20 protein-coding genes are annotated in these 17369 nt (G+C 40.9%); 11 read left to right on the top strand and 9 right to left on the bottom strand.

Annotated features, from left to right (window positions below; translation table 11 throughout):
* Positions 1-104: 104 nt before the first annotated feature.
* Together V7K35_RS02660 and V7K35_RS02655 are read right to left on the bottom strand one after the other, a co-directional pair.
* On the bottom strand, positions 105-569 hold the full coding sequence (locus V7K35_RS02660) for a DUF29 domain-containing protein (RefSeq protein WP_335076140.1): 465 nt from the start codon (positions 567-569) through the stop codon (positions 105-107).
* Positions 570-797: 228 nt separating this feature from the next.
* On the bottom strand, positions 798-1412 hold the full coding sequence (locus tag V7K35_RS02655; RefSeq protein ID WP_335076138.1) for an SMI1/KNR4 family protein: 615 nt from the start codon (positions 1410-1412) through the stop codon (positions 798-800).
* 337 nt (positions 1413-1749) lie between these two features.
* Here V7K35_RS02655 and V7K35_RS02650 point away from each other — a divergent pair, with 337 nt between their 5' ends.
* Complete coding sequence (locus V7K35_RS02650) at positions 1750-2400, top strand: glycoside hydrolase family 24 protein (RefSeq protein ID WP_335076137.1); 651 nt, start codon at positions 1750-1752, stop codon at positions 2398-2400.
* Positions 2401-2414: 14 nt separating this feature from the next.
* Here the strand turns inward: V7K35_RS02650 and menH are convergent, their stop codons facing one another.
* Positions 2415-3233: a 2-succinyl-6-hydroxy-2,4-cyclohexadiene-1-carboxylate synthase gene (menH, locus tag V7K35_RS02645; RefSeq protein WP_335076135.1), complete on the bottom strand. Its 819-nt coding sequence runs from the start codon at positions 3231-3233 to the stop codon at positions 2415-2417.
* On the opposite strand from menH, the gene V7K35_RS02640 reads away from it, so the two are divergent.
* Complete coding sequence (locus tag V7K35_RS02640) at positions 3207-3341, top strand: hypothetical protein (protein WP_335076133.1); 135 nt, start codon at positions 3207-3209, stop codon at positions 3339-3341. The genes menH and V7K35_RS02640 overlap by 27 nt on opposite strands.
* Positions 3342-3468: 127 nt before the next feature.
* Here V7K35_RS02640 and V7K35_RS02635 read toward each other — a convergent pair whose 3' ends face one another.
* From V7K35_RS02635 to metG, 4 genes are all read right to left on the bottom strand, one after another.
* Positions 3469-3870 carry a metal-sensing transcriptional repressor gene (locus tag V7K35_RS02635; RefSeq protein WP_335076131.1) on the bottom strand — a complete coding sequence of 134 codons (402 nt, stop codon included), beginning with the start codon at positions 3868-3870 and terminating at the stop codon, positions 3469-3471.
* A 99-nt stretch (positions 3871-3969) separates the two neighbouring features.
* Complete coding sequence (gene lptC, locus V7K35_RS02630; protein ID WP_335076129.1) at positions 3970-5175, bottom strand: LPS export ABC transporter periplasmic protein LptC; 1206 nt, start codon at positions 5173-5175, stop codon at positions 3970-3972.
* Positions 5175-5804, bottom strand: coding sequence for a LabA-like NYN domain-containing protein (locus tag V7K35_RS02625; RefSeq protein WP_334794088.1), 630 nt, complete (start codon positions 5802-5804; stop codon positions 5175-5177). Before V7K35_RS02625 ends, lptC begins: the two co-directional genes overlap by 1 nt.
* A gap of 164 nt (positions 5805-5968) precedes the next feature.
* On the bottom strand, positions 5969-7573 hold the full coding sequence (metG, locus tag V7K35_RS02620) for a methionine--tRNA ligase (protein ID WP_335076127.1): 1605 nt from the start codon (positions 7571-7573) through the stop codon (positions 5969-5971).
* A 365-nt stretch (positions 7574-7938) separates the two neighbouring features.
* On the opposite strand from metG, the gene V7K35_RS02615 reads away from it, so the two are divergent.
* From V7K35_RS02615 to V7K35_RS02595, 5 genes are all read left to right on the top strand, one after another.
* Entirely contained in the window at positions 7939-8664 is a 726-nt protein-coding gene (locus V7K35_RS02615; protein ID WP_335076125.1) for a lysophospholipid acyltransferase family protein, read from the top strand.
* A gap of 58 nt (positions 8665-8722) precedes the next feature.
* Entirely contained in the window at positions 8723-9538 is an 816-nt protein-coding gene (locus V7K35_RS02610) for an alpha/beta fold hydrolase (protein ID WP_335076123.1), read from the top strand.
* A gap of 156 nt (positions 9539-9694) precedes the next feature.
* Positions 9695-9931, top strand: a complete 237-nt coding sequence (locus tag V7K35_RS02605) for a hypothetical protein (protein WP_335076121.1) — start codon at positions 9695-9697, stop codon at positions 9929-9931.
* Entirely contained in the window at positions 9928-10221 is a 294-nt protein-coding gene (locus V7K35_RS02600; protein WP_335076119.1) for a type II toxin-antitoxin system PemK/MazF family toxin, read from the top strand. The genes V7K35_RS02605 and V7K35_RS02600 overlap by 4 nt, the downstream gene beginning before the upstream one ends.
* Before the next feature lie 203 nt (positions 10222-10424).
* Positions 10425-11594, top strand: coding sequence for an EcsC family protein (locus V7K35_RS02595; protein WP_335076117.1), 1170 nt, complete (start codon positions 10425-10427; stop codon positions 11592-11594).
* Between the two features lie 137 nt (positions 11595-11731).
* On the opposite strand, the gene V7K35_RS02590 is transcribed toward V7K35_RS02595, so the two are convergent.
* Together V7K35_RS02590 and V7K35_RS02585 are read right to left on the bottom strand one after the other, a co-directional pair.
* Positions 11732-11917, bottom strand: coding sequence for a hypothetical protein (locus tag V7K35_RS02590; RefSeq protein WP_335076115.1), 186 nt, complete (start codon positions 11915-11917; stop codon positions 11732-11734).
* A gap of 59 nt (positions 11918-11976) precedes the next feature.
* Complete coding sequence (locus V7K35_RS02585) at positions 11977-12282, bottom strand: type II toxin-antitoxin system RelE/ParE family toxin (RefSeq protein WP_335076113.1); 306 nt, start codon at positions 12280-12282, stop codon at positions 11977-11979.
* Between the two features lie 173 nt (positions 12283-12455).
* Between V7K35_RS02585 and V7K35_RS02580 the strand changes: the two genes are divergently transcribed.
* The 4 genes from V7K35_RS02580 (at position 12456) to fabD (ending at position 17367) form a co-directional block, all read left to right on the top strand.
* A complete protein-coding gene (locus V7K35_RS02580) occupies positions 12456-13937 on the top strand; it encodes a leucyl aminopeptidase (RefSeq protein ID WP_335076111.1) in 1482 nt (493 codons plus the stop codon).
* Positions 13938-14174: 237 nt separating this feature from the next.
* Complete coding sequence (gene plsX, locus V7K35_RS02575; protein WP_335076109.1) at positions 14175-15197, top strand: phosphate acyltransferase PlsX; 1023 nt, start codon at positions 14175-14177, stop codon at positions 15195-15197.
* A gap of 106 nt (positions 15198-15303) precedes the next feature.
* On the top strand, positions 15304-16296 hold the full coding sequence (locus V7K35_RS02570) for a beta-ketoacyl-ACP synthase 3 (RefSeq protein ID WP_335076107.1): 993 nt from the start codon (positions 15304-15306) through the stop codon (positions 16294-16296).
* Positions 16297-16485: 189 nt separating this feature from the next.
* Positions 16486-17367 (top strand): ACP S-malonyltransferase, encoded by an 882-nt coding sequence (gene fabD, locus V7K35_RS02565; protein WP_335076104.1) that lies wholly within the window; start codon positions 16486-16488, stop codon positions 17365-17367.
* Positions 17368-17369 lie beyond the last annotated feature (2 nt).

Raw genomic sequence — 17369 nt, 5'->3', positions numbered from 1 at the left:
AGCGCATTGCTCATCCGGCGCTTTAACCCTATATTCATTCAGGATAGACAAAGCGATCACTCTATTATTACCTTCATCTTCACAAAAGTGATATAAAATCACTTTTATTGTGGGAAGTACTCACTGTTAAAAATATCTTCCGGAGTAAAAGGGCATTGTTCTGGGAAAATCTCAGGCGTTAAACCTGTTTTTTGAATTGCTTGTCTTCTGGCTTTAATATAAACTGCACCTAAGCAGTTAAGACAATAGTTATAAAGTGTTTTGGAACGAAAAGAAAATTCTAGCTCATCACGGAAATTAGTTATTTCTATTTGCCAACCTCGTTGACAATCTTCTTTCTGCGTCTCCCAATAACGATAAAGTAAAAGATGAATTAATAATTGTTTTAAGTAACTTTCTACTTTTCGTCTTTGTTCAATTCCCAAAGCTTCAATTTCTTCTGATAAATGTTGCCAATCAATATTTTCAATATCTTTATTTTCTAATTGTTTAAGTGTTGTTTCTACCCATAAATAATAATCTTCCTCATAAAGGGTAGGTTCAACAGATTTTAATATTTCTGTTGTCATAGCTAATGGCTGGGAAAATTAACTATCTAATTATAACATAAGTAAGCGTAGCTCTTTCTCCTTCATCAACAAAAAGCGATCGCCTTAAGTTTTAGCCCGATCGTCAATAAAAACTAATACGATTTTGAGGATGATGATTTTATTGGATGAGTTTTTTGCCAAAAGTGAAAAAATCGTTATATAATCGTCAAATTTATAAATAACTCGGTAATTTCAAGCTATTTATAATTATAAGTTATATTTTCGATATATCTCTTTTTCAAGCTCTAACTTTTCTTCATCTATTCGTATTACCATATCATCATCTTCTCCATATTTATCTGGTATAAATTGATATAAACCCAACTCACAACATTCTGCAATTACAGATATCATACTCGTAAGATTTTTATAGACTCTTACCGAATCATCAAGGCAAGCAACATCCCAAAGATAAACCGGAGATGGATTCAGATCGCCAACTATATAAAGGCTTCTTTTGGACTCATATTGACCAATAGGAAACCATTTTTGATTCCAATATGCATCATCATAGTTAGTAGCTTCTCCGATAGTTGTGTAAATATAAACTGAATCCTGTAAAGAACAGAATGGTATAGGGATGCCACTATACAACTGTTCGGGAAAAAGAAATTCCGTCAAAGGTAAATTATAGTCATAAGCACAACCATTTCGCCATTGATAAAGCTCGTATATTTCCTCAGATAGATTGAAGGGCAATTCCTTGATGATTTCGTCAATTTTTTGTCTAGTTAAACCTGGATTATAGCCATTCAAATAATCAGGATTTAGAGATACTAACCAATCGAAAATATATTCCAGTTCATCTGTAAGTTCAGACATATAACCCACCTAATTTAATCGTTATAGAATCGTTGATTTACTAAACAACATTTGATATATCTATTTTTACAGTTCAACTTTTTCTTCATCTATCCATATTATAATTACATCTTCTGCTCCATACTTATAGGGCATGAATTGATATAGTTCTGATTTACAGCACTCAGGAATAACGGATACCATGTAACTAACAATCAGGTGTGAACTTTACTAGAATAAGTTCGTCGATGATTTTTGTTAGTAAAGAGAGCGAATTTGAAGGAGTTGGACTCTGAAAGGCTTTGAATTCAAAGGTGTTGAAAAACTTATTGGGCCAATAGCCGCGCTTCTTGGCTTTGTGTATTTGTTGCAATGGTATATTGGAGACTTGCGATCGCCTTCTGATCCCATCTTTGCAGTTAAACAGCCGCCTTTGGTCATGAAACAGGGCGACCCCTATATCCGCGCTTTAATGCGAACCATCTCAGCGAGTGAAGCAAGTGGCAATCGTCCCTATTCGCTGTTGTATGGTGGACAACAAGTCAACGACCTTAGCCGACATCCTGAAATATGCGTCACAATTGTCACAGGCCCCAACACAGGTAATTGTTCTACGGCTGCTGGCAGATATCAAATTATTAACATTACTTGGTATCGTTTAGCCCCCCGTTATCACCCAAAGCCGATGCAGATGATGTTTTGGACTACTTATAGTTTTGAAGCAGAATATCAAGATATAGTGGTTTACCGTTGGTTAAGTGATTCTAAAGTTTGGGGAACTGATATTTCTCAACTGTTGCATCAGGGAAAGTTAAATGATGTTTTGCGGCGACTTTCTCCCACTTGGACAAGTCTAGGATATGGTATAGAAACTAATTTTGTTAGTAGCTCTTTGCCTAAGATTTATCAGAAAATGTTGCAAGAGGAATTAACCGCAGCTAATCAACGAACAGCCCCGAAATTGACACCATCTCCAACTCCTTCTAACAAGGCAGTAAAGAAGCAGTGAAGTTATCCTAATTTTTAACTTGCTGCGGACAAAAAATATTTGATATTTTCTACAAATGCCAAGGTATTTTCAAAGTGAATATTATGTCCAGCATTACTAATTATTTTTAGCTGGGCAATTTCACATATTTTAGCCATTTTTGTATTAATTGATATAAATTTTTCATCATATTCACCGACTAGTAAAAGCATAGATATTTTATTATCTTGTAGCTTTTCCCATAAAGATGGTTGGCAGCCAGTCCCCATAAAGCGCAGTGATTTATCTAATTCATGGAGATTGTTCTGCAACCGACTTTCCACCATGCGATTGTATTCTGGATGATTTTTTAGACTACCAAAAATTGGTTGATTGTACCAATTTGATAGAAAAGTAATAAAATCAGTTCTAGTAACACTTCTTACTAATTTTCTACCTATTTGCCTATCAAGTTTAATGCGTTCTAATCGTTCTGCTTCTGCTGATAAACCTGGGGAAGCTGACTCTAGTACAACTTTTAAGAAACGTTCGGGAAAATGTAGGGTGAGGTATAAAGCTAATCTTCCACCCATTGAATAACCAACTAAGAAGCATTTGGCAATTTTTAACTCATCCAGCAAGTTGATTAAGGCATGGGCAGTGTTTGTCATTGTATAGTAATCATCCCCACCCAAAACTTGAGTTTTTCCGTGTCCAGGAAGGTCAATTGTTAAATAGGAAAATTCATCTAATAGTAATTTTATAGCTTCATCAAATTCATCAATGTTACCCATGAAGCCATGTAAAAAAAGAATAAGTGGTTTATCTAAAGTGCCAATTAAAGAATAATGAAATTGATAATTATTGAAAATCATATTTTAGGAAGTTCGCGCATAAATTATGTTAGCGATCGCTCGTCTACAGTAGAAATTAAGTGCGATCGCACACCGGATTATTTTATGGCTTATGCACAAAGTTCCTAGTAAGCGTTTACTACAACTTTGAGGGTCTATTTACTGCCCTGTAACTGCCTTGGAACCGCCCAAACTATCATTTTAAAACGTACTTTACCAGGATGATAACCCCTATAATTTTTTATTTTTCTAATTTTTAAGGTAAAAATCGATCCAAAGCAGCTTTTAACTGTTTAATTTCAACGTCAATATTACCCTCTTGTGCGGCTCTACCAATACACTCAGTTAAATGTTCATCCAAAACAATTCGCGCCACCCGATCCAATGCACCGCGCACTGCGGCAATTTGCAGTAGAACATCAGGACAAGGGCTACTCTGCTGCACCATTGTCTTAATACCGCGAACATGTCCTTCTATCCGCGATAATCGATTGACAATTCGCCGTAAAGACTCTTCGCTATGGACATGAGAATGAGCCGACTTTCCAGCCCCATGAGTATGATCTGTATGTTCGTGGTCTGTATTGTGATCGTGAGAATGTTCTGCTTGCTGGGATGTTGGCAAGGATTCCTTACCTAATCGGTTTGATCCATTCATGAGTTATTAAAAGACTTGTAGTACTTAGATCCTAGCCTAGTACTCGACCAACCCAAAATTTATGGGTCAGGGTAGGCCCCATTCCCCCTAACTTTACTACTAACGATTGGCTCTTTCTTGGGGAATAATCTCCGTTACTACTCTACCGCTAGAACTGCCACCTTTGACAACAATATTTTCTGTTTGCAGATTACCAACGGCTGTTTCACCCGCAAAATTTAACGGGGGGTCAACTTGCCGATAAATCACATTTCCCTGAGCTTCAACTAACTTATTGTCTAGATACCAAGTTAGTGTATTGGATCTCAGAGATTGGCGACGCTGACCAACGGCGTTGACGTTACCTGTTAAATAAACGGTTTTTTGTGGTATTTTCATTTCACCTCGATTGGCTGTCACTGTAACATTTTCGGCACGCTGGAACATTCGCGTGGGCGAGTTTGTGGTGACAGTTTCTGCATTCATGTTCCAGGTCATAGAGTTACTAGCTATTTGCATTGGTGGGTCTAGTAATTCTAATTGAGCATTCTGTTGAATAGTGGCAATTTTTGTTTTTAAGTTGACTTCGGCAGAATTTCCCTTGCCGCGATCGCTAATTTTATTATCTTTATAGCGGTCAATTTGTAACGGGCGATCGCCAATCAGTTTTTCTTCTTTAATATTCCAGATCAAATGCTCGGTTCTTACTTGCATCTGGGGATCAGTGGAATTTGCCACTACTCCTCCAGAAAATTCCATGCGCTGTTCGCGGGTTTTAACTCGCGCTTCCTGCGCCACTGCTTGTAGTTGTTTATGATTACCAATAATCTGCTTGCGGACAATCAACAAATCTTCTTTGGGACGCCATTCTAATTCATTACCTTGCAACACAATCCCATTACTAGGATCTATGGCAAATATCTTACCTTTAAGAAACAACTGCTTCCCATCTTGTTCAATATCTGCTACATCTGCCTTAATTTTGTAAACTACTTTGCCATCTTGATATAGTTCACCATAAGGACTTTCAGCTTGCCCAATTTGTTTTTCTTTGGTGTATTTTGCGGTTTTAGCCTTAACTTTCCAAATCGGTCTTCCCACTTCATCTGCTTGTTCTAATGTGACATCAAAGAAGGTTAAATTGCTATCTTGGTTAGATGAAGCAGCAGTATTTTGTTGAGAAGCTAGGGGGGATTTACCCCCGCAGGCAACTAAACCAAATACCAAGAAAAAAGTCAAAGGAAAAAGCAGGAAGCAGGGAGTCGAGGAGTAATTTTGAATTTTTCTTACCCCCTCTCTCCCCCTTTTACGAAATTGATGCGCCATTATTCTTGGATTTCTAGGTGTCCTTCACTAGTTCTAGAGTCTTCCAAAAAACCAATACCAGATAACGGCCGGTATGGATAGCTTTGGCGAGGGGTTTTTTGAATATCCTCTTTGATGGCTTCTAAATCAATGTAGCGATCGCTTACATTAATTAAGCTGTCACTGGTCATTGAACGCAAGCTTACCACTTCTACCCGCACGCCGCGATAGCTGACTGAATTTACCGCATATGCTAAATCCCCATCACCGCTGACTAAAACTGCGGTATCATAAGAATCTACTAACGCCATCATGTCTACTGCTATTTCTACATCCAGGTTAGCTTTTTTAGAGCCATCTGGTAGCTGTACCAAATCCTTAGCAATGACTCGATAGCCGTTGCGACGCATCCACAGCAGAAACCCCTGTTGCTTCTCGTTTGTTCGGTCTACACCAGTGTAGAAAAAAGAACGTAGGAGTCTAGAACCTCCTGTTAATCGACACAATAGCTTCGTATAATCGATTTCAATCCCTAGTTGCAGTGCAGCGTAAAATAGATTTGAGCCATCAATAAATATGGCGACCCTGCCCCGATTCTCCAAAACTTGTTCTGGGGTAAATATTGAATCGTTTTCCAAATTATTCAACATCGTTCTCATACCTCGATTTTTATCCTTGTTATTTTTGATACTTACGAACTTTTAGATGCTAGTCACAGTGGCTTATGATAATGTTCCGGGGCTAATTTAAGTTAAGCCCCGATAAATTTTTACAAGAGAATAAGAAATTGAACAAAATCAGAGTTTGATAAAGGCTAATCGTTTTTCAGAGGTTCTATTCGTTTAAAAACTGGTTGGTGTGTACCCAACTGTTGTTTACTCGATAGTATTCCCCATGTCGCATGAGTGGCAAAAGGAGCGGTAACTGAACTTTGTATTTGATCGTTAAAGTTTATTCCAAAGCCCAGTTGCTGATAAATATCGCTACTGATGTTCGGAATAATTGGGGATAGGAGATAAGCTACGAGTCTAACTGATTCTAGAACTGCGTACAGAACTTTTTCCACAGACTCCTGCTGTCCCTGTTTATATAATGTCCAAGGAGCTTGTTCATCAATAAACTTATTACTAGCTTGCGCCAGTGAAAGGATGGCCTCGCAGGCTTGACTGAAAGTTAGCTCTTTATATGCATGTTTTACATGTTCCCCTAGACGTAAACCAATTTTTTTCAAAGGATTTTCGTCAGGAATTCCTTCATTGCCGATTGATGGGACATTATTCTCAGCGCAGTATTTCTTCACCATGCTCAAGGTGCGATTGAGCAAATTACCTAAATCATTCGCCAAATCTGCATTCAGAACATTAATGAACCTTACTTCATTAAAATCTCCATCCTTGCCAAATTCGATTTCCTTAAGGAAGTAATAACGAACGGCATCACTACCATAGCGCTGAACTAACGCCACAGGATCAAGGGTGTTACCCAGACTTTTGCCCATTTTTTGACCATCTTTAGTCAAAAAGCCATGCCCAAATACTCGCTCCGGCAAGGGTAAGCCGGCCGACAACAACATTGCGGGCCAATAAATTGCATGGAAGCGCAGAATATCCTTACCAATTAGGTGCAGGTTGATTGGCCACCATGTTTCCAAAGCATTTGCTAAAGTCGGTTCTGCATCTGGTTCTAGTAATGCTGTGACATAACCTAGCAGCGCGTCAAACCAGACATAAAGGGTGTGCTTAGGATTAACTGGTACAGGAAAACCCCAATCTAGATTCACCCGTGAAATGGAAAAGTCTTGCAGCCCCTGATTTACAAAGCTGAGGACTTCATTCCGCCGACTTTCTGGTTGAATAAAATCCGGTCTAGATTGATAAAATTCTGTCAGCTTAGTTTGATATTTGGATAAGCGAAAAAAATAGTTTTGCTCGTCTCGCCACTCGACTTCTTTGTTAGTATGAATCGCGCAACGGTGTCCTTCTAACAGATCCCGTTCTTCTTTAAATTCTTCGCAGGATACGCAGTACCAGCCTTTTTGTTGTCCCTGGTAGATATCACCAGATTCCCATACTCGCTCAAAAAATTCTTTAACGATCGCTTCATGACGAGGCGCAGTAGTCCGACTAAAGCGATCGTATTGAATGTCTAGTAACTGCCATAAAGTAATAAAACTAGGGACAATTTCATCGCAAAACTCTTGTGGTGCTTTGCCTAAACTTTCTGCCGATCGCTGGATTTTTTGCCCATGTTCATCTGTACCTGTAATCAGTAATACCTTATACCCCAGCAGCCTCTGAAATCGCGCGGCTACATCTGCTGCGATCGTTGTATAAGCACTGCCTATATGGGGAATATCGTTTACATAATATAGCGGTGTTGTCAGTGCAAATGTCTTTTCTGTTTTATTCACTAGATTCATGCAAAAAAAATCAACTTATTAAAACGTTTTTATCGGTAAAAAAATTAAATTATACAATATTATTTTTATTTCTCCCATACTTTTTTTTATAGTAGCAAATTTCTCAAGTCAATAATTGTTTTGTAATATCCATCAATTCAGCTAATTTGTGCCTAAAATCTGGAAATCAACTAATCATAATTTTTTTAAATACTTTCTATTAGATATTATTGTGTTCAGGAATACAGAATCCCAAGCAGAGAAAATCTAGCTGGGTTTATGGATTAGACATTTCTATCTTAAGACAGTCATGGCAATAGTAAAGAAATGTAAAAATTAAATTAAGATAAACTGCCATCTTTACCGGAAAAATATATCGATTAGGTATGAGTCTAAATAGCCCCCTGGAAATTTCTCACGCTTTGATGGCAGCACTCTCAACGCAAATGTTTCGTTATTACGAGGATCGGATTCCCCGGGATGCCAGCGTATTGGTAGTCAGCAATCACCGCAGCTTTATGGACGCACCGATTTTAATGGCGGCGTTATCGAGTCCGATTCGCTTTGCTTGCCATCACTACATGGGACAAGTGCCAGTAATGCGGGAGATTGTCATCGAACAATTCGGGTGTTTTCCTTTGGAGGAAACTCAAAACCGCCAGCAAAGCTTTTTTTCGCAATCACAGATGCTGTTGCAGTCCAGGCAGATGGTGGGAGTATTTCCAGAAGGAACTGAACCAATGGTGAAATTTACTGTGCCAAACCAAATGGGTGAATTTCAGCGCGGATTTGCCCATTTGGCATTGCGAGCGGATGTGCAGGATCTAGCTATTTTACCGATCGCGATCGCCTCCTTAGAAGAGGTAAACACGAATGGCTTCCCCTTAAGGCTTTTAAGTGTATTTGACCCTTCAGAACCTTTATTTAAGCAAGCTGGTTGGCATCCTCTGGTAATTTATCGTCGGGTTGCTGTGTTAATCGGTCGCCCTTATTGGATTACGCCCCAACAGCAGAAAAAATATCACGGGAAACAAGCCAGAACTGTTGTGGCTGAATTGACAGAACACTGTCACGGCGAAATTAGCAATTTACTGCGTCAAGGTTGCTATTAAAATCAAAAGTACCGAAACTTTTATAACTAACAATTACCAGTCCAAAATTTATCTACCAATGACTATCACAGAAGTTGAGCTAAATCCTTGTTTCCTGACTCCTAAACGAGTACAGCCAGAGTATCCGCTGTTAGTATATTTGCCAGGAATGGATGGAACTGGTCAATTATTGCGATCGCAAACCGCTGGATTAGAAACTGGCTTTGATGTCCGTTGTTTGGCGCTCCCACGCAAAGACTTGAACACTTGGGATGTGCTAACTAAAAGTGTATTGGACTTGATCGATGCGGAATTAGAAAAAAGCTCCGAGAGGCCAGTTTACTTGTGTGGTGAGTCCTTTGGTGGTTGCTTGGCAATGAAAGTTGCAATCCAAGCACCAGAGTTATTTAAGCGAATTATCCTAATTAACCCAGCTTCGTCTTTTCATCTTCGCCCTTGGTTAAGTTGGGCATCCCAACTAACTTCCCTAGTGCCATCAGGATTGTATGATGTTGGGGCACTGGCGTTATTGCCGTTTTTATCATCTTTGCCACGCATTTCCCGAAGCGATCGCCATGAGTTGCTGAAAACTATGCGTTCTATCCCCTTAGAAACCGTTCTTTGGCGGTTGTCTTTACTGCGAGAGTTTCATATTGATGATGAGCAGTTAAGTCGCTTAACTCAACCAGTTTTGTTGATTGCTGGTGCTAGCGATCGCCTTTTGCCTTCTGTAACAGAAGTGAAGCGGATAGCGAATATCTTACCAAATACCAAAATTGTGGTGTTGCCCAATTGCGGACACGCTTGTTTGTTAGAGGAAGATATTAATCTCTATGACATTCTCAAGGCTAACAACTTTTTAGAAACTAATGCTGATATAGGTATTAAAAGGTAAAAAGTTTGCTACACATAAATTCAAGCAGTTCACAACCTTTGTTTCTTTTATCTTGTTCGGGAAGAAGATAGGGTAAAAAAAATATCATATATCGTCACCTTCAAATAATGTTTGTATCCTCAAAAACCTTAACCACATATTTCTGGAGACTCTCAAATGGTTGCTCTTAAAGAGTTCCTCAGCTTAGAATTAGACAAGTTGAATGAAGAACAACTCAAACAAGTTAGTGATTTTATTGCCTTTCTCAAATTCCGCAGCAGAAATATTAGTTGGCAAATAGATAAAAATAAAATGGCTGCTCTTTACAGTGAATTTGCCCAGGAAGATCGTCAACTGGCTGAAGCAGGATTAGATGAATATGCAAAACTTCTTACACAAGAAGATTTTAAATGAGGGTTCAACGAGGTGAAGTATGGCTAGCCAATTTAGACCCTACTAAGGGTTCTGAACAAGCAGGCACAAGACCAGTTATTATCTTTCAAGATGATATCGTCGCCGAATTTTCCACCACTGTCATCACCATTCCTCTAACAACAAATTTACGTCGTGTGTCTTTGCCAACCTGTTTATTAATTCCAAGTGGTGAAGGTGGATTAGAACGAGATTCAGTTGCTCTTTGCCACCAATTGCGGGTAATTGACAAAACCAGATTGCAAAGAAAACTGGGCGTTCTGACTCCATAAATACTCACTATTTTAGAAGGTAAAGTGTTGTTGACATTAGGTTATCAGTTGTAAAATCAGAACCTCTGTCACTCTTAGCACATCTATAGTTAAGTCTCAGAATAATTCCTATTGGTGGCAACTTGTACTTGTCGGGAGATGTCAAGCCGCTCATACTTCGCTACAACTTTAAAGAGAGAGGCTTTACAGGATAGGATCAAGCAATGGCAGACAAACCTCAACAGGAAATAGAGGCGAACAAATTAGTTAATTTACCCAAAGAAAGTTCACAAGTAAAAATCCAGGCTCAATCATCGGTAGAAAATGAACCGTCTGGATTAGAGTCTTTTGTTGAAACTGTTGCTCAGACTGGCAAAGTAGTTTTTGACACAGCAGTAGGGGTGGGAGAAGCGACAGCGAAACAAACACACAAGTTTATTGAGCAAACAACTCAAACCAGTGGTGAGGTTGTGAATCGCCTCAGCGAAAATTGGCTGGTTAGAAAACTATCTGGAGTGTTAAATCTAAATTGGCTAATTAGTGATACTAATCTTGTTGATTTGGAAAAAGCAGAAATTACGGTAAACAAGCTCAAACAAAAGTATCCAAATGAATCACCTAGCCAGATTGCTCACCGAATCATGGTGGAGAAAGCAACTCAAGCAGGCACAGTTGGACTAGCCACTAGTATTTTACCAGGAATAGCAGTGGCGCTGTTGGCAATTGATTTAACAGCCACAACCAAATTGCAGTCAGAAATGCTTTATCAAATTGCATCTGTCTACGGGCTAGATTTAAAAAATCCTGCCCGTAAAGGTGAAATTTTGGCAATTTTTGGGTTGGCTTTGGGTGGAGGACGTTTGTTGAAAGCTGCGGGATTAGGCTTGTTGCGAAATGTACCCTTGGCGGGTGCAGCGATCGCAGCTAGTTCAAATGCGACGATGATCTATTCATTGGGCTATGCTGCTTGTCGATTTTACGAAGCCAAGCTGGATGAATCAACTTCCCTGGAATCGCCACAGACATTGGCAACATTAAAAGCAGAGAGTGAAAAGTATCTTCAAAGTGCGATCGCTCAAGAAGCCGTCATGGATCAAATATTAGTTCACATGATCCTAGCTAGCCATCCAGACAAGACTTTGAAAGAAATTTTGCCAGAATTACAAGCTGTAAACCTCAGTCATAACTCGTTAGATACCATTGCCCAAAATATCAAATCACTTAAGTCTTTAGATATACTGATCAATCAGCTAAATCGTGATTTTGCTATCCCCTTGTTGGCTCAGTGTTACAAAATTGCCCAGCTTGACAATCAGATTACACCATCTGAGCAAGGAATAATAGAGGCGATCGCTAAGAAATTTGACATTGACACAAATGGAATTGGGGCATAGGCATTAGGCAGAGGAGGTAAAAAAGTGGAGTTATCAGCGGAGTTCACTAGTATTAGACACAAAACTAGCCATTTTTAATAACTTTAAAGCCTGCCAAACTCCAACGGCTTGGCAGGCTTTTCTAGTGTTTTACTAAATTAATGTTCTATCATTAATTTTTTTCCAAATATAACTACTTCTCTTTTTTTAAACCTTTTCCTTTTATCTAATCTAAGTTTTTGCCTAGTTAATTCCTGAGCTATTAATTCCTGAGCGCGGCTTTCAATTTTTATTTGGCTTTCTATTGGCTGTTCTTTAATTTTTTCTCTTAGGCTTTTACCCATTCTTCTTATCCTTCCTCTTTTAATTTTTTAAGATGACTCTTATAGCGTGCATCAGCCTTTTAAATTAAGTGTTTGTAAAAAAGTTTTTGGCTAATACCGGATTTGTCACCTGCAACCAATAAAATGGCTTGTCTCAATGGATCAAAAGCAAACGCCACACGCCAAACACCACCAAAAGCTGAAAATATTAACTCTTTCATGTTTCCGTACTTCGACCCTTTGAGCGTATCAAGATGAGGACGTTTTGCTTGTGGGCCTAACATTTCTAATACCTGAACCGTAGCAAGCAACTCATTTTTTACTTCTTGAGGTAGAGCATCGAACTCAGACTCGAAATCATCATGAAACTCAATTTGCCATTCCACTAATTTATTATGGTTAAAATATCATGCATTTTCAAGAAGATTATCGATTGACACTCTCAGCACTAACATTATAGCTACTGGCCCCTGCTCCCTCACTCCCCACTTCCCTTATACTGAAACAAGAATTTTGAGCAATACTGGTACAAGAAGGAATATTTACACAAAATCCCAAAATGAAAATTCAACCTAGTGATAAGCCTTTGCTAGAGTGGGCAGGCGATAGTTTGGCAATTGGATTATTTGAAGATGCAGTAGAGTTAACCGGAGAACTAGCTACTTTAGATCAAAAGTTTTCCGGTGTCTTAAAAGAACTGATTGCTGAAGAAGAATTTAAAGGTAAAGCCAACAGTACCATCTTCACTCGTGTAAATGCTGGTAGCCCAGTGCGGAAATTGATTTTGGTAGGTTTAGGAAAACCAGATGCACTACAACCAGATACTCTGCGCCGCGCTGCTGCTGCTGTAGCCAGGGTAGGAAAAAAGCAAAAAAGCAAAATTCTGGGATTTAGTTTTCCATTGTGGAATAACGATCCAGCAGCCAGCGCCCAAGCGATCGCAGAAGGCATCGAATTGGCGCTTTACCAAGATATTCGCTTTAAATCAGAACCAGAAGAAAAAGGATCACAAATAGAAACCGTAGATTTACTAGGTTTCGGTGGACAAGAAGCAGCCATCACCCGCGCCAATCAAATCGTTGCCGGGGTAAATTTGGCACGCCAGTTAGTAGCCGCACCAGCCAATGCAGTAACACCGCTTACTTTGGCAGAAACTGCTCAAGCGATCGCTAACGATCACGGTTTACAAGTGGAAATTCTGGAACGAGAAGACTGTGAAAAGTTAGGCATGGGTGCATTTTTGGGAGTATCGCAAGGTTCCGAGTTGCCACCTAAATTCATTCACTTAACTTACAAGCCAGAAGGTACACCCAAAAAGAAACTAGCAATTATTGGCAAAGGTGTAACCTTCGATTCCGGGGGACTCAACATTAAAGGTGCTGGTAGCGGCATCGAAACCATGAAAATGGATATGGGCGGTGCAGCTGCTACCTTGGGCGCGGCAAAAGCAATTGCTCAAATTAAGCCAGATGTTGAGGTTCACTTTATCTCGGCGGTGGCTGAAAACATGATTAGCGGTCACGCCATGCACCCTGGAGACATTCTCACAGCATCAAATGGCAAAACAATCGAAGTGAACAACACCGACGCTGAAGGACGTTTGACCCTAGCAGATGCTTTGGTGTATGCCGACAAATTGGGATTAGATGCGATCGTGGATTTAGCCACCCTGACTGGTGCCAACGTCATTGCCTTGGGTGACGATATTGCTGGTTTGTACACTCCCGATGATGCTGTAGCTTCCCAGCTAGAGAAAGCTGCCCAAACATCAGGCGAAAAGATTTGGCGGATGCCAATGGAAGAAAAATATTTTGAAGGGTTAAAGTCTGGTATCGCGGACATGAAGAATACAGGCCCGCGTCCGGGTGGTGCAATTACCGCCGCCCTTTTCCTCAAGCAATTCGTCAAAGAAACCCCTTGGGCGCACTTAGATATTGCAGGTCCAGTGTGGACAGATAAAGAAAATGGCTACAACGGCGCGGGGGCAACTGGCTACGGCGTTCGGGCGCTAGTTGACTGGGTAGTAGGGAGTGGGGAGTAAGAATTTTGATTTTAGATTTTGGAGTTGAGATTAAATTTCAATCTAAAATCAAAAATCTAAAATCCAAAATTGAATTGCCTAATGCCCAATGCCCAGTCACAAACAATTCGTGCTATCTTGAGCTTGCCAGCAAAAATTGTTGCAATAGTAACAGAAATAATTTGGCGGTCAGAAAGTTAAGCTTTTTCGGGCATTGCCATCTGGTAAAATTTATAAGGTTTCTAAAAGCTCTGAGCAATGGGATCGACTCGTGTAAGGATCGCAATTGACGCAATGGGAGGGGATCACGCACCCGGTGAAATTGTTGCTGGCGCACTGCGAGCACGAGAAGAATTGGGTGTAAATATATTGTTGGTAGGTGATCCCCAACAAATAGAAGCTGCCTTGCCGCCAAAAACGAATTTAGGGCAGGTAGAGATCGTCACTGCTGAGGAAGCGATCGCTATGGATGAGGAGCCTTTAAACGCAGTTAGACGCAAACGCAAGGCTTCGATCAATGTGGCGATGGATTTAGTCAAGCAGCAGCAGGCAGATGCCGTATTTTCTGCCGGTCACTCTGGGGCAGCTATGGCATCCGCTTTGCTCCGCTTAGGACGATTGCCAGGAATCGACCGCCCAGCCATAGGGACAGTTTTTCCCACGATTATTGCTGGGAAGCCAGTATTAGTACTTGATGTCGGCGCGAATGTAGATTGCCGTCCCAAGTTTTTAGAGCAGTTTGGTGTCATGGGTTCGGCCTACAGTCAATATGTCTTGGGTACAACCGAACCGAAAGTGGGTTTATTGAATATCGGTGAAGAAGACTCTAAGGGCAATGATGCAGCCGTCCGCGCCCACCAAATGCTCCGCGAAAATTCCCAAATTAATTTTATTGGCAATGCCGAAGGGCGTGATGTGCTTTCCGGTCGCTTTGATGTAATTGTCTGTGATGGCTTTGTCGGTAATGTATTGTTAAAATTTGCTGAAGCCGTCGGAGAAGTGATTTTGCAAATTCTGCGGGAAGAATTACCCCAAGGATTGCACGGTCAAGTTGGTTCAGCACTCTTAAAACCCAACCTGAAGCGGGTAAAGCAACGGATGGATCACGCAGAACATGGCGGCGCTTTGCTGTTAGGCGTGGCAGGAGTCTGTTTTATCGGTCACGGTAGCTCACAAGCTCCTTCAATTTTTAATGCAATTCGGATGGCCAAAGAAGCTGTTGACAACCAGGTGCTACAGCGAATTCAGTCCCAATATATCCTAGAGCGCGAGAGCGGTTAGCGATTCAGTTATAAGTCATGAGCCGTTTGTCATTTGTCATTTGCCAGGACAAAGGACAAAAGACAAGGGAAAAAAGGCAAAAAGCTGATAGCTGGGGAGATTAGGTGTGCAAAATTTAGGCGTAGCAATTACCGGAAGTGGCTCGGCAGTACCAGCAACTTCCTTACACAACCAGACATTGAGTGAAGTAGTTGAAACATCAGACGAATGGATTACCACAAGAACGGGAATTCGTCAACGGCGATTAGCGCAGCCATCTGAGTCCTTGAGTATACTCGCTACTGCCGCCAGTAGTCAGGCGATCGCAGCTTCGGGAATTAAACCAGAAGACCTAGACCTGATTCTACTAGCCACTTCCACCCCTGATGATTTGTTTGGTAGTGCTTGTCAAGTACAGGCTCAATTGGGAGCCACCAACGCAGTAGCCTTTGACTTGACCGCTGCCTGTTCCGGCTTTGTGTTTGGTTTAGTCACAGCAGCCCAATACATTAGAACCGGTGTTTACCGAAATGTACTTTTGATCGGGGCAGATATCCTCTCTCGCTGGGTAGATTGGGAAGATCGGCGCACTTGTGTATTGTTCGGTGATGGTGCCGGGGCAGTAGTTTTGCAGGCTGACAAAAGCGATCGCTTGTTGGGATTTGCACTTAAAAGTGATGGCACTCAAAACCATCACCTCAACCTTGCCTATGCAGGCGTTTCCCAAGAACTACTGTCAGGTGTAAATGTCACTAAAGGCACTTACCAACCCATTACTATGAATGGTAAAGAAGTCTACCGCTTTGCTGTCCAAAAAGTGCCAGAAATCATTGACAAAGCCTTGTTTCAAGCCAACCTCAGCGTTGACCAAATAGATTGGCTGCTTTTACATCAAGCCAATCAGCGGATTATCGATGCCGTTGCCCAACGCCTAAATGTCCCAGAACATAAAGTTATAAGTAATCTCGCCGAGTACGGCAATACCTCTGCTGCTTCCATTCCCTTAGCTTTGGATGAAGCAGTGCGACAAGGTAAAATTAAACCCAATGACATCGTTGCTGCATCCGGCTTTGGTGCCGGTCTTACCTGGGGTGCGGCAATTTTTCAGTGGGGAAGGTAACTTAATTTTAGATTTTAGATTGATTCCATGCATGAATGCTCTTTCTTCCCTACGGGACGCTGCGCGTAGCAAGATCCCCGTAGGGGTACGGTGTGAACGCTTAGTCGAACGCTTTTGAATTATTCAATTCCATTATTCAAAACTTAAAATATAAAATTCGGTGAATATTTTGTCCTTTGTTAATGACCAATGATAAAAACTGCATGGGTGTTTCCCGGACAAGGTTCCCAAGCACTGGGAATGGGAATGGACTTATTAGATATACCCGCCGCTAAAGACAAATTTGCTCAGGCTGAGGAAATTTTGGGCTGGTCTGTAACCGAAATCTGTCAAACTCAAGAAGAGAAGTTATCACAGACGCTATATACCCAGCCAATTCTTTATGTGGTGGAAAGCATTCTTGCTGACCTTCTCCGAGAACGAGGACATCACCCAGATTTAGTTGCTGGCCACAGTTTGGGAGAATATACTGCCCTTTACATAGCGGGTGTCTTTGAGTGGTCTGCTGGTTTATATCTAGTAAAGCGTCGTGCAGAACTCATGGATAATGCCGTCGGTGGGATGATGGCGGCTTTGATGAACTTTGACCGCGAACAGTTAGAAAAAGTCATTGCCCAAACGCCTGATGTAGTGCTGGCAAATGATAATAGTTCGACTCAGGTGGTAATTTCAGGCACAAGTGAGGCTGTACAAGCGGTGATGACTCAAGTAAAAGCAAAGCGTGCTATTCCCCTAAAAGTTTCTGGAGCATTTCACTCACATTTAATAGCACCAGCAGCTGCCCAATTCCAAGACATTCTAGAATCTGTGAAATTTCAGTCGGCTATTGTGCCAGTGTTGTCTAATGTAGAACCAATTCCGTCTATTGATGCCGAGATTTTAAAGCAACGCCTGAACAAACAAATGACTGGTTCTGTAAGATGGCGAGAAATTTCTCTGGAATTACCAGCCAACGGTATCCAGCGAGTAATGGAAATTGGCCCTGGTAAAGTCCTAACTGGCTTGATTAAACGTAGTAGCCCTGACTTAATATTAGAAAACATCCAGAGTGCTGGTGATTTACCTGTTTAATT

It is taken from the genome of Nostoc sp., from assembly GCF_036917275.1.
Classification (GTDB): Bacteria; Cyanobacteriota; Cyanobacteriia; order Cyanobacteriales; family Nostocaceae; genus Nostoc.
Note: the sequence above shows the minus strand (reverse complement) of the source record. Positions and strands in the feature narration are given on the sequence as shown.

Coding starts and splice junctions, on each gene's coding strand:
- V7K35_RS02640 (WP_335076133.1), top strand. CDS start 3,207: ATGAAATTGATAATTATTGAAAATCATATTTTAGGAAGTTCGCGCATA.
- V7K35_RS02580 (WP_335076111.1), top strand. CDS start 12,456: ATGAAAATTCAACCTAGTGATAAGCCTTTGCTAGAGTGGGCAGGCGAT.
- V7K35_RS02615 (WP_335076125.1), top strand. CDS start 7,939: ATGAGTCTAAATAGCCCCCTGGAAATTTCTCACGCTTTGATGGCAGCA.
- V7K35_RS02595 (WP_335076117.1), top strand. CDS start 10,425: ATGGCAGACAAACCTCAACAGGAAATAGAGGCGAACAAATTAGTTAAT.
- menH (WP_335076135.1), bottom strand. CDS start 3,233: ATGATTTTCAATAATTATCAATTTCATTATTCTTTAATTGGCACTTTA.
- V7K35_RS02660 (WP_335076140.1), bottom strand. CDS start 569: ATGACAACAGAAATATTAAAATCTGTTGAACCTACCCTTTATGAGGAA.
- lptC (WP_335076129.1), bottom strand. CDS start 5,175: ATGGCGCATCAATTTCGTAAAAGGGGGAGAGAGGGGGTAAGAAAAATT.
- fabD (WP_335076104.1), top strand. CDS start 16,486: ATGATAAAAACTGCATGGGTGTTTCCCGGACAAGGTTCCCAAGCACTG.
- V7K35_RS02635 (WP_335076131.1), bottom strand. CDS start 3,870: ATGAATGGATCAAACCGATTAGGTAAGGAATCCTTGCCAACATCCCAG.
- V7K35_RS02655 (WP_335076138.1), bottom strand. CDS start 1,412: ATGTCTGAACTTACAGATGAACTGGAATATATTTTCGATTGGTTAGTA.
- plsX (WP_335076109.1), top strand. CDS start 14,175: ATGGGATCGACTCGTGTAAGGATCGCAATTGACGCAATGGGAGGGGAT.
- V7K35_RS02605 (WP_335076121.1), top strand. CDS start 9,695: ATGGTTGCTCTTAAAGAGTTCCTCAGCTTAGAATTAGACAAGTTGAAT.
- V7K35_RS02625 (WP_334794088.1), bottom strand. CDS start 5,804: ATGTTGAATAATTTGGAAAACGATTCAATATTTACCCCAGAACAAGTT.
- V7K35_RS02610 (WP_335076123.1), top strand. CDS start 8,723: ATGACTATCACAGAAGTTGAGCTAAATCCTTGTTTCCTGACTCCTAAA.
- V7K35_RS02600 (WP_335076119.1), top strand. CDS start 9,928: ATGAGGGTTCAACGAGGTGAAGTATGGCTAGCCAATTTAGACCCTACT.
- V7K35_RS02590 (WP_335076115.1), bottom strand. CDS start 11,917: ATGGGTAAAAGCCTAAGAGAAAAAATTAAAGAACAGCCAATAGAAAGC.
- metG (WP_335076127.1), bottom strand. CDS start 7,573: ATGAATCTAGTGAATAAAACAGAAAAGACATTTGCACTGACAACACCG.